Raw genomic sequence first — 15,419 nt, forward strand, 5'->3', positions numbered from 1 at the left:
TAAAGAGTAAAAGCTTTTCTGAGGCCATAGTGTATAGACAAAGGCTTGTCTTAGATTTACAGGGCAGTACTTGTCTAGAATATAAGTTAAAAATTAATTAGCACCGTAGCGACAAAAGCTCTATACATTACCCGGCCAAGGTTTACGCACATGTTCAAAAAACTTCGCGCCATGTTCTCCAATGACCTGTCTATCGACTTGGGAACCGCCAACACTTTAGTTTATGTCAAGGACAAAGGCATCGTTCTTAACGAGCCATCTGTAGTCTCTGTTCGTCTGGATAAGACTAACGGTGCAAAGATGAGTGTGGATGCTGTTGGTAAGGCCGCTAAGGTAATGTTAGGTAAGAATCCTGACAATATCGAAGTTATCCGTCCTATGAAAGATGGTGTTATTGCTGACTTCGAGTACACCGAGAAGATGCTGCAGCACTTCATCGGTACTGTGCTTTCAGGTTCTTCATTCTTCCCATTCAAGCCTTCCCCACGTGTATTAGTGTGCGTACCTTGCGGTGCAACCCAAGTTGAGCGTCGCGCTATCCGTGAGTCTGTTGAAGGTGCGGGTGCCTCTGAGGTGTTCTTAATTACTGAGCCTATGGCTGCTGCAATCGGTGCAGGCTTACCTGTATCTGAGGCATCTGGCTCTATGATTGTTGATATCGGTGGTGGTACTACCGAAGTTGCGATCATTTCCTTAAACGGTGTGGTTTACTCTAACTCTGTTCGTATCGGTGGTGACCGTTTCGATCAGGCTATTATCGATTACGTACGTAATACCAAGCGTTATGAGATCGGTGAGGCTACTGCTGAAGCAGTTAAGATTGAGATCGGTTCTGCTTATGCAGAAGAGGAGATGCACGAGAAGGAAGTTCGTGGTCGTTCTGTAGTTGAGGGTGTACCACGTTCATTCACTCTTAACACCAACGAAATTCTTGAGGCTCTGTCTGACCCAATTAAGGGTATCGTATCTGCAGTACGTGCTGCTCTTGAAAAGTCTCCTCCTGAGCTTGCAGCTGATATTGCTGAGCGCGGTATGATGCTCTCTGGCGGTGGTGCGCTGCTTCACAACCTCGATAAGCTCTTACGTGAAGAGACTGGTATCCCTGTTATCGTGGCAGAGGACCCTCTTACCTGCGTAGCTCGTGGCGGTGGTCGTGCACTTGAGATGTACGATGCTCACGAGAGCGAGATTTTCGACTAATCAATTGTGTTTGCGCCGTGATACGCGTAAATCTCAGGCTAGGGGTCTATATTTAGACCCGCTATCCTGACTCAGCCCGGCCCTGGTAGGACGGGCTTTTTGCGTTTATAAGACCCTCTGTGACTGTGCTTTAAACTTGAGCTTGCTAGTGTTTAAAGTGGCTATTTTTCTAGAACCTTGGTTTTGGCAAATGTTCTAGACAAGCGCTTTTGCATGCATGGCTAAAAGCATACTCTTAGTGTGGACTAGCACGGATAGGTGGGTGCTTTTGCACTATCTTGTGTATACAGCTTTAACTTGGAGAGGTTGTTTCTTTGAATAGGCCCGAAACACCGTCTTTATTCTTAACGCTACGTTTTGTGATAGTACTGATTTTATCGATAGTACTGATCTTTGCTGATGCAAGACTCAAGCTGTTAAGTGAGTTCCGCTATTACATCGAAACAGCGCTTTACCCTGTGTTGGTTTTTGCTGAGTCTCCTAACTCTATTTCTAAAGTAGTGTCTTCTCAGTTTAAATCACGCTCTGAGCTTATCGATGAAAACGAGCGCCTGTCTACTGAGAACTACCTGCAGCGCGTGGACATCATGCGTATGGAAACCTTAGAGCAGGAAAACGCAGCTATGCGTAAGCTGCTCAACTCTCCTGTTAATGTTGGTTCTCGTCGTATGTTCGCTGAGGTCATTGATGTGGACTCAGATCCATACTTACAGCGAATTGTAGTTAACCGTGGTGCCTCTGCAGGTGTCTATGAGGGCATGCCTGTTATTACCGACGAAGGCTTAGTAGGCCAAGTTGTGAGCGTCGCTTATGCAAGCTCTCGCGTCTTGTTATTTTCAGACCCATCAAGTGCTATTCCTGTGCTGAACGTGCGTAATCAGGTACGTTCCATCCTTACAGGTACAGGCATGTCAGATGAATTATCGATCGACAATATGCCGCGTTCATCTGATATTAAAGAGGGTGATCTTTTAGTTACATCAGGTTTAGGTGGCATCTTCCCTGAGGGCTATCCAGTCGCTATTGTAAGCTCGGTGGGTTTTTCTGAAGACCAGCCTTTTGCTGTGGTTAAGGCTAAGCCTTTAGTGGATACAGATAAGATTCGCTACGTACTGATGTTCTGGTATGAGCCCAACAATCAAGGCAGCGATGCTCAGGTTAAGCCTAAAGAGCAAACTGACAGTAAGGTAATCTTACGTCAAGAGCATGTTAAGAAGCTTATTGAAAGCTTAACCGACGGAGATCGTACCGCTGTTACTCATGGCGATAAGAAAGACGGCAAGGATAAAAAAGACGTATCGGCCAACACTAATGTTAAAGCAACGATAGTTTCAGCTATGTACTCTAAAGCCGAGGTAAATCATGGCTAGCCAAAAGAAAGAACAGTACCGTAGCTCCTATTTACTCTTTTTCCCTCTGCTATTCATCGTTTTGATTTTAGAAATTGTGCGCCTACCAGCGGCTGCATCTCAATATCGCCCTGACATTTTAGGTGTGATGCTGATTTTCTTTGCGATGACCGATCCTAAGCGTATCAATATCGGTATGGCTTGGATTAGTGGTTTACTTCTAGACATCCTCTCTGGAGCTCCATTTGGCGTTAACGGTCTAAAAGTAGCCTTTGAAGTGTTCATGGTGATCTCTCAATTTAAACGCTTCCCATCATTTATGCTCTGGCAGCAGATGGTGATTATTGGCATCGTTAACATGATTGGTAGCGTTGGCGTTTACTGGATTTGTAACTTAATCGGACAAGCTGGTTATAACGAGTTCTTTGGCTGGAGCTCTATAGTTACCATGCTTTCTTGGCCTGTGATGCTCTTTGTAGGTGCTTTCTTATGGCGCTTATTTAAGATTAGTGAAGCTAGTTCGAAAAAAGAAAAAGAAATCTAATTAAGTTTGATGCTCTCTTTTTTGAGAAGCTCGAGGTTTTCTAATGTCTGCAGATTTTGATTTAATTTTAGCTTCAGGCTCACCACGTCGTCGTGATTTCCTTGCGAATATGGGCCTTAAGTTTGTCATTGATAAGCCTGATGCAGATGAGCGTGTGCTAGAGGGTGAGTCAGCTAAGGCTTATGTTGAGCGTATTGCTAAAGAGAAAGCCATTATTGTCGCATCACGCAATCCAGGACAGATTGTTTTAGCTGCCGATACTGCAGTGGTTTGCCAAGATCAAATCTTAGGTAAGCCTGTTGATCGCGAGGATGCCAAGCGCATCTTGCGCCTTTTGTCAGGCAATACCCATGAGGTTATGACTGGCGTTTGTATTATTAAGGACGACGTAATTCGTCAAATCTTTGAGTCATCAAAAGTAACATTCGCTACCCTCGATGAAGAGTTGCTGGAAATTTATACAGCCTCAGGCGAGAGCGATGACAAATCAGGTGCCTACGCAGTACAGGGCATTGGAGCAATGTTTATTCAAAAAGTAGAAGGCTCCGTAAGTTCAGTTGTTGGACTGCCTGTATGTCAGGTGCGTGAAGTATTAGCAAGCTTTGGTCTTAAGCCACGTACAGTAGCTGCTAAATAAGATAGGTGATCGTTGCTTGGCAACGCTGATTGACATGTGAAAGCTGTCTTTGGCCTCTTCACAAGCGCTTAAGCCTTTAAATAGGCTTATCTAAAGTCTTAAGGTCAATTATGTTCTCACAAGTGTAAGGTTAGGAAGAAACCATATATGGATAATTTAGCGTACGTTAAAGAGCAACTTCTCAATGGTGCTGGCATCGATGAGGACTTTCTCTATCAATGTCTGGGTATCCTTAATGAGCGCAAACTCGATTTTGGCGATATCTTCTTTGAGCATGAGGTGGTCGAGTCATTCTTCCTTGAAGAGGGCATCATTAAAGAAGGTGCATACCGCATTTCATCAGGTGTGGGTGTACGCGGCCTGATTGGTGAGAAAACTGGTTTTGCTTATTCCGACGTGATTGAGCGTAATGCAGTATTAGATGCCTGTAGAGCAGCTCGTTCAATTAGCTCTGGACATAATATGACTCCAAGAGGCATCAATATCACCCCACGTGAACTCAAGCCTTTATATGTACAGGACAATCCTCTGTTATCTATGAGTCGCGAGCAGAAAGCAGCCTTACTTATGAGAGCTAATGAGGTTGCTCGATCTGCTGATAGCCGAGTCGATCAGGTAGATGTTAGCTTAGGACAGGTGCATCGCATGATGTTAGTGGCTAACACCGATGGCACTTTATGTGCGGATGTTAAACCAATCGTGCAGTTTAATGTCAGTGTCGTGATGAAGAACGGCGATCGTCATGAGCAAGGCTCATCTGCTATGGGCGGTGCTTTCTTATTAGACGAGCTCACTAAGAACGATGCTTTTGAGAAAGTAGCCCTTGATGCTGTACGCATGGCATCTGTAAACCTCGAGGCTATTCCAGCTCCTGCTGGTAGTATGCCGGTGGTATTAGGTGCAGGCTGGCCAGCGGTGTTAATTCACGAGGCTGTTGGTCATGGCCTTGAGGGTGATGGTAACTTCCATAAGACCTCAGCATATTGGGATAAGGTTGGTCAGAAGGTAGCATCAGAGGCATGTACCATTGTTGATGATGGCACTATTCCTAACCGTCGTGGCTCTCAATCATGTGATGATGAGGGTACTGTAAGTAAGCATAATGTGCTGATTGAAAACGGTATTTTAAAGGGCTTTATGCATGATCGTCGCAGTGCCATGCTGATGGGTGCTGAGCCTACTGGTAACGGTCGTCGCCAAAACTATTCTTGTCTTACTATCCCTCGTATGACCAATACATATATGATGCCTGGTAAGTACAAGAAAGAAGAGTTAATCGCCTCCTTAGATAAAGGTATTTATGCAGTTAACTTCTCAGGTGGACAAGTAGACACCACCTCAGGTCGCTTTGTATTCTCAGCCTCTGAGGCCTACTTAGTTGAAAATGGCAAGATCACAGCTCCAATTAAGGGTGCTACCTTAATCGGCACTGGCGATCAAACCATGCAGAAGGTCACCATGGTTGCAGATGATTTAGAGTTTGATCGTGGCATTGGCTGGTGTGGAAAGTCAGGTCAGTCAGTACGTGTTGGTATTGGTCAGCCTACAGTTAAGATTAGTGAAATCACTGTCGGCGGATCCGATGCAAACGGTGCCTCCTGCCAAGCTTAGTAGTCTATTAGGCTAGAGACTACACAACTAAACCATATCCATAACCGCATCCATACTAATTTGTACAGCAGCCTAAAAATTTATAAAGGCACCTACATAGTTATTTGGATGCAATTGCCGCTGTTTTTAGAAAGCAGATAAAGTTATCCACACTCATAAGACAAACTTGAGTGCTGTAATTTTTACTAAGATGCAGCGGTGCAATATAGATTTTTCCCTTTAAGGGACACGGAGAGAATCATGGCTGTTCAAGAGCATTTTGAGGGTTTTGATACTGAGCCAGATGAGCTCAGTCGCTCTGCTCACAAGCGTGAAGCTCAGGCAATTCGTAAGCTTGCTGATAAAATTGCCGATTTAGGTGATACTGCCTTTGCACGTTTGAAGTTTGAGGAAGAAGAAGTTAAAGAGGCTTTTGTAAAGGCTCGTTCTTTACGCCGCATCTCAGATGAGCGTCGTCGTCAGCTACAGTTTGCCGCTAAATTGTTACGTTCTTTTGGTCATGAAGATCTTGAGAATCAGATTAACAACTTAAGCACCACTGCTAAAGAAGATCCTAAGGCAATGCGTCTTGAAATGCTGCGTGAGTACTTAATTCATGGCGGCATTAAGGGTGTTAACTCCTTAGTAGAGCTGATTCCATCAATTGATCGCAACAAGCTTAGAACTTTAGTTAAGCGTGCCCATGATGAGTTGTCTTCAACTTTACCTGATCGCCCACAAGCACGTGCCTTATATAAGTTCATTAAAACTGAGGTCAACAACGCCGGTGTCGAGATTCCTGACACCATGCTGCGCCCAAAAAGCAACGGCTCATAAGCAATTGCACAGCACATAAGCTAGCGCACGGCCCATAAGCTAGTGCACTCTCAGGCAGCGCTAGCACCGAAAACGCTAGCACCCAACTGCGCGGTGATAGCGGTGCCAGAGCGCAAGCCTTGCAGCTTGAGATGTAGTCTAGAGCTTTCTTTTAGACGGTTGTTAACTTAAGAACAGTAGTGATGCGGTATCTTTGCCGCTAGTCATATAGAGATCTGCCATGTCATATTTTGCACAGTTACCAGAACTTAAAAAGCAGTTTGAAGATCTGGCCATGAAGGCTGTAGAAATTGCCAAGTCAAAAGGTGCTGATGAGGTTCGTGTTCGTATTTCAGGCGGTAAAGGACTTGATGTTTCATCACGTCACTGTGAAGTGGAGAATCTTGAGTTCAATCAGATGCAGGGCATGTCAATTACTGTATATAAGGACAAGCACTGCGGCCATGCTAATACTAGCGACTTCTCCATTGCTAGCATCACAGATACTGCCGAATCTGCATTAAATCTGTGTAAGTACACCTCTCGCGATGAGTTTGCAGGTCTGTGCGATGCAAACGAGCTTTACCAGGGTGACGAGGACCTTGAGTTACTTTATGAGCTTGAAGAGGATCCTGACACCTTAGTTAAACGTGCAGTGGATCTAGACAAGCTAGCCGTTGCCATGGTGGACAAAAACAAGGATAAGGGTCTTAAAGAGTCTGATGGTGCGTCATATTCCACCATGTACTCTGTACGCACCTTAGCTACTAGCCATGGTTTTTGTAAGAGCTCTGTAGAGTCAGAGTACTCAAAATACATTAGCTTGGTCGGCGAGCAAAATGGTGTTATGCAGCGCTCTGGAGGCAGCTATATTGGCATCAACCCAGCTTTAGAGTGGGCTGATGAGCGTGTGGCTGATGAGGCTGTGCAAAGAACCTTAGGAAAGCTTGGTGCATCTAAGGTTAAGACCGGTAAATACAACATTATCTTTAGCCGTGGTGCCGCAAGCGAGCTGATGCTGCCATTTATCAACGCTATTAGCGGTATGCTCATCTATCAGAACTCTTCGTTCTTAAAAGATAGTCTTAACTCTCAGGTATTCCCTGAGTTCTTATCGGTTAAAGAAGATCCGCTTATTAAGGGCGGTATTGCATCTGCCTTATTCGATGCTGAGGGTGTAGCAACCCGACCATTAGATGTGGTCAGCAACGGTATCTTAAAAGAGTTCTTTATCGATACTTACTCTGGCAGAAAGCTCAACATGAAGTGCAATGGTCACAATGATCCTTGCTATAACATCTTCTTCAATCCTGATGACGAGCATGGCGGCTCTTTAGAGGATATCCTTAAAAAGGCTGGCTCTGGTATCGTGGTTCATCAGCTCATGGGTCAGGGCGTGAATATCGTTAACGGTAACTATAGCCGTGGTGTTTCGGGCTACTATTTTGAAAATGGTGAGCGAGTCCATGCTGTTGATGAGATTACTGTTGCCGGTAATCTTAAGGAGATGTACGCCTCTATTGCGATGATTGGTAATGATCGCGATGAGCGCCGCCGCATACAGACAGGATCAGTATGGATCCCAGAGCTTACTGTATCGGGAAGCTAAGGAACCACAGCCTTTGACAATGGATTAGCCTCGTTTCTATAGAGGCTCAATACCGAACATGATCAAAAAAGGCCATACATATGATGTATGGCCTTTTTTGCCTTTTATAAAGGCTTTTGCATGTCTATATGAGCTAGGCAGTAGACATGAGTGCCTCCTTGAGGCGATTAATGGGGCTTGGTAGGGCTCTGAAAATTATTTTCACGGCCCTTTAGTTGTTAGCGCCACTAAACTTAGACGCTAAGGGTACAGATAATTGAGCGCTATTAGGTAAAAAAAAATAGACCTAGAAGTGCTTATTTAAGCCAATCAGTGCTTATTTAGAAGGGCTTAATGCTCTGCCGCTTGAGTTTCTTAGATTAACTCTTACGTCTCTTTTGCTATTTAAAGTGAAAGCTTTAGTTTTTTCTAACAGAGCGAAGTCACGCATTGGAGCAAAGCCACGCTTTGTTGAAATAGAGCGCTTATCTTGTGTGCTCATATTTAGCTCCTATATTGGCAGTGTTTACGTATGCTAGGTCATTACTGCTAGCTGACTGTAAGGTGAATTGTGCAGCGATCGCAGTGGCTTGTAAACCTAATAAGTAGCCGCAAAACTTGATTACAACAGGTTTTTAAGCCTGAAATTATGAAAGAAATTTGGGCAAATTTTGCAGTAAGTTGTTGTCTAGGATCCTAGTATATAAGCTTAAATAACGCCATACACAATGCAAACAATTATCTAAATTCTGCAAAATACAATGTTGCAATTTTGCAAAAACACTGGAAAACTCGCCAAGTTAGAGCCTGAAAATATTTTTCACAGATTGAGTTGATTGTAAAGTAGATTGCGTTTTGTACGGACGGCCTGCTCTTTCAGATGCTTGCCAACTGTTAGTCAGCGCTAAGAAGAGAGTAATTAACAGTAGAGGTTTGACGCTTGCTCAAAGGCATTTAAGCGTGAAGAAGCTAATGACAGCTAGAGGTAAGGTCAATGCCTATGTAGGTAAAACCAAGGCAAAGAGACAAACTCTAGCTGATGTGTCAGCTAAGGCAAAGAGACAAACTCTAGCTGATGTGTCAGCTAAAGTTAGTGCCATTATTTATAAAAAGCAGCGCTAGCGTAAGCACCCCAGGTTGGGCCTAAGGCATTAAGGTAAGTTGCGATCCTTTCATCGCATGGTTTGAGCTGTTTTTTCCCATTTGGCAGGTCTTTAAGAGCAAAGTCCTTTTGATCCTCGAGAAAATCGATAAGATTGCCACACAATAAGCGACCCTGTCTTTCAGAGAGCCTTCTGATTCTTGCACGAGGAGGAAGCTCAAAAACTTTTTCCTTTTGATTGGCAATACCTATCTTGTAATTGAAATACATGTAGGAGAGCATGCAAATGTTGAGTAGAAAGTTGATCGCACGAATGCGCTCAGGTGAGGCTATGAAGTCGCCTTTTACAAACACTGTAGTGTTCTTATAGGTCGTCATATAGTCTCTAATATGGCTGCAGCACTCATAGACAGAATACAGCTCAGACATATTCCAGTTACGATTGGTGTCTGTAGTAATGATCGCTGAGCGGCTTTCTAATTTAGCCTGCTTGGCAATGGCATCGTCATTAAGCTGCAGACTTACATTTGGAAAATAGCCTACGCCATTAACTAAGAGCACCAGATCAGAAAGTGGTGGCTTGAAATACTGACGATCGCTTGGGGATGCATGCTTGATAGCCTCTTTAATGTCAGACTCAATTTTATCGAGCATGTTTACCTTTGCTTTGGCTTGAGGCTCAGTTACAGCATGGGCCTTATCTGATTTTTCAGGGACGGCACTGTGCTTATCAGCATTTAAATCAGCCTCAGTGAGCTCAATAAGCTTAAACTTCTTAACTAGCTTTTTAAGATGAGTGAGAGCATCAAGCTCTGTATATGAAGGTTGATTTAGTTTTTCGATTGTAGCCAAGAGCTCCTTTTGTGCCTTGTTTTCAAGGCTGACTTGCTTCTTTTGTTCTATGGAAAGATTATAAATTTGAAATCCTTTTTGTGGGATTAGGACTTTACGCATATCCTTGTCGATATACGTTAAAGGGGCAATATTATCCATCCACACGCCCATAGCATCTTCATTCTTGGAGATATAGCTATCGTCAGTAATCTTGGTGCTCTTTTCAAGATCAAAATCAAGATTACAGACCAGTCTGTTGGAACTTGGTGCGCGAGTAATTAAATGGATGCCAGCACTGCGGCGCTTTAAACATATCTTAGGATCGTAATCCATGATAGTGGAGTACAGATATATAGGTCTGTCGCTATAGATCTTGGCTCTACCAAGATATGAAGTTAGATATTGCTGAACTTCCCAATTGCCGGTACCTGAGTCTGGCTGTGCTATCTTGTATGAAACTGGGATTCCTGAAATGGCTTCAAAGACGATGAACTCAATAGGATTGAGTTCTATATTTGGATTGTAGTCTTTGATCGTTTTTACAGGCTCGTTGCCAATGCAAGTGATGTTGAAAATTGACTTAGCACTAGTAAGAGGGAAAAGATAATTAGAGGCATTGCCAATATCATCAAGGACACGGTTGGCAAGGACCTCAAAGAGTTCTTCTAAATTGCAGTGACCTAATTCTTCTAAGGCCTGTGCCATTGCACTATATGAACAGCTATCCTCGTTCAGACTTTCATCAATGATAGCGTTAAAAGCTCTTTGCTTGTCGTAGCCTGTGTAGTGGATGACAGGTTGATCTATCTTGATGAATAGATCGCACATTAGGCATGAGAGTAAGCTAGCGTTATTCTCTCCATACTGTTTTAGGGTATTAGCAATGGTGCTAGAAATAAGATCCCCAAATTCGAATTGTTTTAAGAAACCAGCAATTAGAGGTATAGCTCCAATCTTATAGCCATCAGGAGCTGAAGAGTGCTTAGTTGAGTCAACCACCTGTGGGTTTATGGATATTTCTTGTGCTGTGCAACCTGTCATTTTGTGTGCTACCCACATGTGATTAGAGTTAGGTTAAGGAGTGCTTGTTATAAAACAAGTAATGATGTATCTAGGATAACAATTACTTTAGCATTCTATATGGTTATTTGAAATATAATTTGTCAAACAATTATGTGCATGTGATTCAGTTATCATCATTTATATTTTTGTTACATAACAGCATACGAAAAGCCGTTTTCTAGGTCTTTATGGTTGCTATACATCATGGTGTGTGCATTATGTGCACTTGCATCATATCTGTGCCAGAGGTGTGCGCACATTATGGTCATAAGTGCTCTTGCTGTTAGTTTTTAGGAAAATAGTAATCTTAGATGCAAAAAGGCCCTCGCCTAATTGATAGGCAAGGGCCTTTTTACAGTACGTAAGATTGCTTTTTAGAATCTTACTTTAAAGTGATGATTGATTTGCCGGTCATCTCTGCTGGGATTTCCATACCCATGAGGTAGAGCATAGTAGGTGCGATATCGCTTAAGCGTCCGCCCTCACGCATAGTTGCCTCACGGCCAACATAGATGAATGGAACAGGCAGATTGGTGTGGGCAGTGAAAGGTTGACCAGTAGTTAAGTCCTTCATACGCTCGCAGTTACCATGATCGGCAGTGATTAAGCACTCACCACCAACCTTCTCAAGGGACTCAACAACACGGCCAATGCAGTGATCAACAGCCTCAACAGCCTTAATAGCTGCTTCGTAAACGCCAGTATGACCAACCATGTCACCGTTAGGGTAGTTACAGATTACAACGTCATACTTACCTGACTCGATAGCCTGACATAACTTATCAGTAAGTTCCTCAGAGCTCATCTCTGGCTGCAGGTCGTAGGTGGCAACCTTAGGGCTTTGAACTAAGATGCGATCCTCACCTGGGAATACAGTCTCAACACCACCATTGAAGAAGAAGGTTACGTGAGCGTACTTCTCGGTCTCGGAGATACGTAACTGAGTCTTGTTGTGTGAAGATAACCACTCACCTAAGGTGTTGGTCAGGTTCTCTGGTGGGTATGCACAAGCAGTCTTAATGTCAGCTGCATACTGAGTCAGCATTACAAAGTCAGCAAGCTTTGGAGTGGACTTACGAGCAAAGCCGTCAAAGTCAGCGTTAACAAATGAACGTGTAATCTGACGAGCACGATCAGCACGGAAGTTCATGAAGATCATGGAGTCGCCGTCATTTAAGGTAACCTTGTCGCCGATGATAGAAGCCTGAACGAACTCATCGTTCTCACCACGCTCGTAAGCAGCCTCAATAGCAGCCTTGATGCTTGGGTAGGATGGTAACTCGGAAATGCCAGAGGTAATGACGTCGTAGGCCTTCTCGACACGATCCCAACGATTGTCACGATCCATAGCAAAGTAACGACCAACTACAGAGGCAAAACGGCCAACACCGAGCTCCTTGAAGAGGTCTTCAAACTTGCCAATGAACTCAAGAGCAGAACGAGGTGGTACATCACGGCCGTCTAAGAATGGGTGGAAGTAAATCTCTTTAGCGCCACGCTTAGCTGCAAGCTTGATCATGGCTAAGATGTGATCTTCATGGCTGTGAACACCACCTGGTGACATCAGACCCATGATATGAACAGCCTTGTTAGCAGCAACAGCCTTATCTACGGCTGCACACAGTGCTGCATTCTCAAAGAAGTCGCCATCTTCGATAGCCTTACCGATACGAGTAAGCTCTTGGTAAACAATACGACCTGCGCCGATGTTGGTGTGACCAACTTCTGAGTTACCCATCTGGCCATCAGGTAAACCTACGTCGATGCCTGAAGCAGAGATGTCAGTATTAGCATACTTAGCGCACAGACCGTCAAGAACTGGGGTATTGGCGTTAAGAACAGCGTTGAATTCTTGGTCTTTGTTGTCGCCCCAGCCGTCCATGATAATAAGGGCTAAAGTTTTCTTTTGTGCCATGATGGTAGTCTCAACTTGCTGAAAAAACTGACAGAATGCTTTGAGCGCAGTGAACAAGACTGGTCTTCAACTATTAAGACTTGGACTAAAATCTTAAGATTTTTTAAAGCCCATGATCTTGATGATTAATCTGTGACAGTCTTGATCTTCGATAGCTTTGCCTCAAAGGCTGAGCTGCTAGCTCACTAACGGCTTTCAGACAGTGCAAATCTCAACTACATCTCATCTGATTAGCCGCTTTACAAGAGCAAACTCACTACACACTTTTAAGTTCATTAAGGCGTTAGATCCGCTCATGAAAAGGTGTGTGTGATCAACATCTAATGTTATCACGAAAGCCCCTTTTTTCTGTGATTTTTCAGCAAAGAACACAAACAAAACGCTTAAAACAGCACAGGTGCGTCGATCTTTAGTCTAGATACTTTCGTAATACAACTGCAAATTTTGCATTAACGGCACTTATAAAGGATGGATGATCTCTTGTGTGCTGGGCATTCTCAACGTATCACTACGGATACTTTCGTAATATGAGCTTGATCAAGTGTGCTTCATTAACATAACTAGAGATTTAGCAAATTTCTTAGTAAATCTGTGAGCTTAGCTATAGATTAGCTAGTGAAGTTAGATCATTATGGTTGTGATTGAAACAAGAAGCATTTAGGCATTTTGTCCATAGTTTTGTGATCTAGATCTGATACAAATGTACGGGCATGAGTGTCTTTTGATCCGCCATAGGCATTCTGTTGCTATCTACACTCTGTTAATCACCATAGAGCCTGTTATCTTTGGCTTAATATGATAGAATAGCGAGCTGTTCTAGAAACCGGAGAGAAATCCGGACATTTTGAGGTAGCAATCGTGGATTTCAATTTTTCCGAGTTCATCAACGAATTTCCTGACTTTTTCATGCGTCACTATTTCATGGTTGGTGCATGGGGCGTTGTCTTAGTTATGCTGATTGTGGTTCAGTTCAAACTGTTAACTGCTCGCATTGCCAAGGCAAATGCTGGTACTGCAGTGAACTTAGTGAATCGCGAGGATGGCGTATTTGTTGACATTAGAAGCGCTGATGGCTTTTCTAGTGGACACATTGCAAACGCTATCAACATTACCGCAGCCGATATTAAGAGCGGTAAGATTGGTCGCATTGACAGCCGTCGTGACAAGCCTGTTATCTTAGTCGGTAAAGATAAGTTCGATAGCGAGTGCTTCAACAGCGGTCGCTTCTTAAAGAAGCAAGGTTTTACAAAAGTTTATATTTTAGAAGGTGGCATGCTCGATTGGAGCAGCTCCAACATGCCGCTGTCTTATAAGAAGTAACAGAATTTCTATTACAGAAGACTGTACATAAGGGAACATACACATGTCAGAGAATGCAAACGATCAGGCAGCAGCAAGCCGTCCTCTCTTTGATCTTATTCGTGTTTACGCTAAGGACTCTTCTTTAGAGACTCCACACAGCCCTGTAGTTTTCCAGAGCCAGTGGAAGCCTGAGCTTCAGGTTAAGTTCGATACCAAGACCACCAAGATCGCTGATGATCAGTTCGAGGTTGCTCTGCGTATCACTGTTACCTGCAACAATGAGGGCAAGACTGCTTTCATCTGTGAAGTAACCCAGGCTGGCGTATTCTTACTGCGCAACCTCCCAGGCGAGGCAGGTGAGTTCTTATTAGGCGGCACCGCTCCTAATATCCTCTTCCCATATGCTCGTGAGTTCATCTCCAGCTTAGTTGCTCGTGCAACCTTCCCTCAGCTCAACTTAGCTCCAATCAACTTTGAGGCTCTGTTCCGTGCTCGCAAGGCTCAGCAGGCTAACCAAGAAGGCGCCGCTGAAGATAAGGTAGAGGCAGCAGAACAGAAGTAATTTTCTTTCTGACATGCTGTAGCTAAGCTGCTACGCCTTTATACAGAACGACGCTCAGTCTAGTACTAGCGTCGTTTTGTTTTTTTAGGCCCATAAAATAGGGCAGTTGCTCTTTCATTACCTACCCCCTTAACTAAGATGAGTTGATCTACCAGTCCACACCCTTAAGTCAGGGCTGTTGATCTGCCAAGCCGCACCCTTAACTAAGAGCTGTTAATCTGCCAAGCCACACCATTAAGTAAGAGCTGTTGATCTGCCAAGCCGCACCCTTAACTAAGAGCTGTTGATCTGCCAAGCCACACCATTAAATAAGGGCTGTTGATCTAGCCTGGCCATACTATGTAAATAAGATCTATTTGGTTAACTAAGCTAAAGCACGCACATTTGTGTTCCAAAATCGGGCTTTTTGACACTTTTTGTTAAGACGCCTTATTGCATCTAGGTTTGTTAGTATTTGGGTACAAATTAGACACAAGATTGAAAGTATTTTCTTAGGTTGCTATGAAAAATGCCCTAATGAGATCTTGCTCACAGGGCACTTGTAAGACAATCAAAACCGTACTCGATATTATAGCGAAGTTACCACCCCAAAACATCAGGCCCGTTTATCATTCTCACGCGCACGCGCACGCGCACGCAAGGCCCCCGCATCTTCTGCAATGACCTACTAAAACCGCTCTCACGCGCACGCACGCATAAAGCCCCCTTAATTCCCTTGTTATCTATCTTGATCTATTCACGCGCACGCGCACGCGATGCCTAGGAAAACACGGCAATTACTGATGTATCACTCATGCAAGTGAGCGGGCGTTCAGGGCTACCTAGTCCCCTAGGCTGTTGTGATGCTTTGCTGCAGTTCTACCTTGGCAAATGTTCCACGTGGAACAATCTCTCACTTCGTGGACTGGATTCAATGCA

The 15,419-nt window shown here is 43.9% G+C and carries 12 protein-coding genes; 9 read left to right on the forward strand and 3 right to left on the reverse strand.

Going from position 1 to position 15,419, the window contains the following annotated elements; genetic code table 11:
* Positions 1-150: 150 nt before the first annotated feature.
* From RDO37_RS01950 to RDO37_RS01980, 7 genes are all read left to right on the forward strand, one after another.
* The gene (locus RDO37_RS01950) at positions 151-1,200 is read left to right on the forward strand and encodes a rod shape-determining protein (RefSeq protein WP_027939332.1); all 1,050 of its coding nucleotides are present in this window, start codon (positions 151-153) and stop codon (positions 1,198-1,200) included.
* A gap of 314 nt (positions 1,201-1,514) precedes the next feature.
* On the forward strand, positions 1,515-2,570 hold the full coding sequence (gene mreC, locus RDO37_RS01955) for a rod shape-determining protein MreC (RefSeq protein ID WP_308497932.1): 1,056 nt from the start codon (positions 1,515-1,517) through the stop codon (positions 2,568-2,570).
* Positions 2,563-3,093, forward strand: a complete 531-nt coding sequence (mreD, locus tag RDO37_RS01960; RefSeq protein WP_308497933.1) for a rod shape-determining protein MreD — start codon at positions 2,563-2,565, stop codon at positions 3,091-3,093. Before mreC ends, mreD begins: the two co-directional genes overlap by 8 nt.
* Before the next feature lie 43 nt (positions 3,094-3,136).
* Positions 3,137-3,730, forward strand: coding sequence for a Maf family protein (locus RDO37_RS01965; RefSeq protein ID WP_308497934.1), 594 nt, complete (start codon positions 3,137-3,139; stop codon positions 3,728-3,730).
* Between the two features lie 147 nt (positions 3,731-3,877).
* Positions 3,878-5,341, forward strand: a complete 1,464-nt coding sequence (gene tldD / locus RDO37_RS01970; protein WP_308497935.1) for a metalloprotease TldD — start codon at positions 3,878-3,880, stop codon at positions 5,339-5,341.
* 240 nt (positions 5,342-5,581) lie between these two features.
* Entirely contained in the window at positions 5,582-6,157 is a 576-nt protein-coding gene (yjgA, locus tag RDO37_RS01975; protein WP_027939336.1) for a ribosome biogenesis factor YjgA, read from the forward strand.
* A 220-nt stretch (positions 6,158-6,377) separates the two neighbouring features.
* On the forward strand, positions 6,378-7,745 hold the full coding sequence (locus RDO37_RS01980) for a metallopeptidase TldD-related protein (protein WP_281710004.1): 1,368 nt from the start codon (positions 6,378-6,380) through the stop codon (positions 7,743-7,745).
* Positions 7,746-8,061: 316 nt separating this feature from the next.
* On the opposite strand, the gene RDO37_RS01985 is transcribed toward RDO37_RS01980, so the two are convergent.
* The 3 genes from RDO37_RS01985 to gpmM all read right to left on the reverse strand — a co-directional run bounded on the left by RDO37_RS01985 (position 8,062) and on the right by gpmM (position 12,637).
* Entirely contained in the window at positions 8,062-8,226 is a 165-nt protein-coding gene (locus RDO37_RS01985; protein WP_156907535.1) for a hypothetical protein, read from the reverse strand.
* A 597-nt stretch (positions 8,227-8,823) separates the two neighbouring features.
* Complete coding sequence (locus RDO37_RS01990; RefSeq protein ID WP_308497936.1) at positions 8,824-10,701, reverse strand: hypothetical protein; 1,878 nt, start codon at positions 10,699-10,701, stop codon at positions 8,824-8,826.
* 403 nt (positions 10,702-11,104) lie between these two features.
* Positions 11,105-12,637 carry a 2,3-bisphosphoglycerate-independent phosphoglycerate mutase gene (gene gpmM, locus RDO37_RS01995; RefSeq protein ID WP_374045297.1) on the reverse strand — a complete coding sequence of 511 codons (1,533 nt, stop codon included), beginning with the start codon at positions 12,635-12,637 and terminating at the stop codon, positions 11,105-11,107.
* An 858-nt stretch (positions 12,638-13,495) separates the two neighbouring features.
* Between gpmM and RDO37_RS02000 the strand changes: the two genes are divergently transcribed.
* Together RDO37_RS02000 and secB are read left to right on the forward strand one after the other, a co-directional pair.
* Entirely contained in the window at positions 13,496-13,957 is a 462-nt protein-coding gene (locus RDO37_RS02000) for a rhodanese-like domain-containing protein (RefSeq protein WP_052338910.1), read from the forward strand.
* Positions 13,958-14,000: 43 nt separating this feature from the next.
* Positions 14,001-14,501: a protein-export chaperone SecB gene (gene secB, locus RDO37_RS02005; protein ID WP_027939342.1), complete on the forward strand. Its 501-nt coding sequence runs from the start codon at positions 14,001-14,003 to the stop codon at positions 14,499-14,501.
* Positions 14,502-15,419: the final 918 nt, after the last annotated feature.

Source organism: uncultured Anaerobiospirillum sp. (assembly GCF_902485895.1).
GTDB classification, from domain to species: Bacteria; Pseudomonadota; Gammaproteobacteria; order Enterobacterales; family Succinivibrionaceae; genus Anaerobiospirillum; species Anaerobiospirillum succiniciproducens.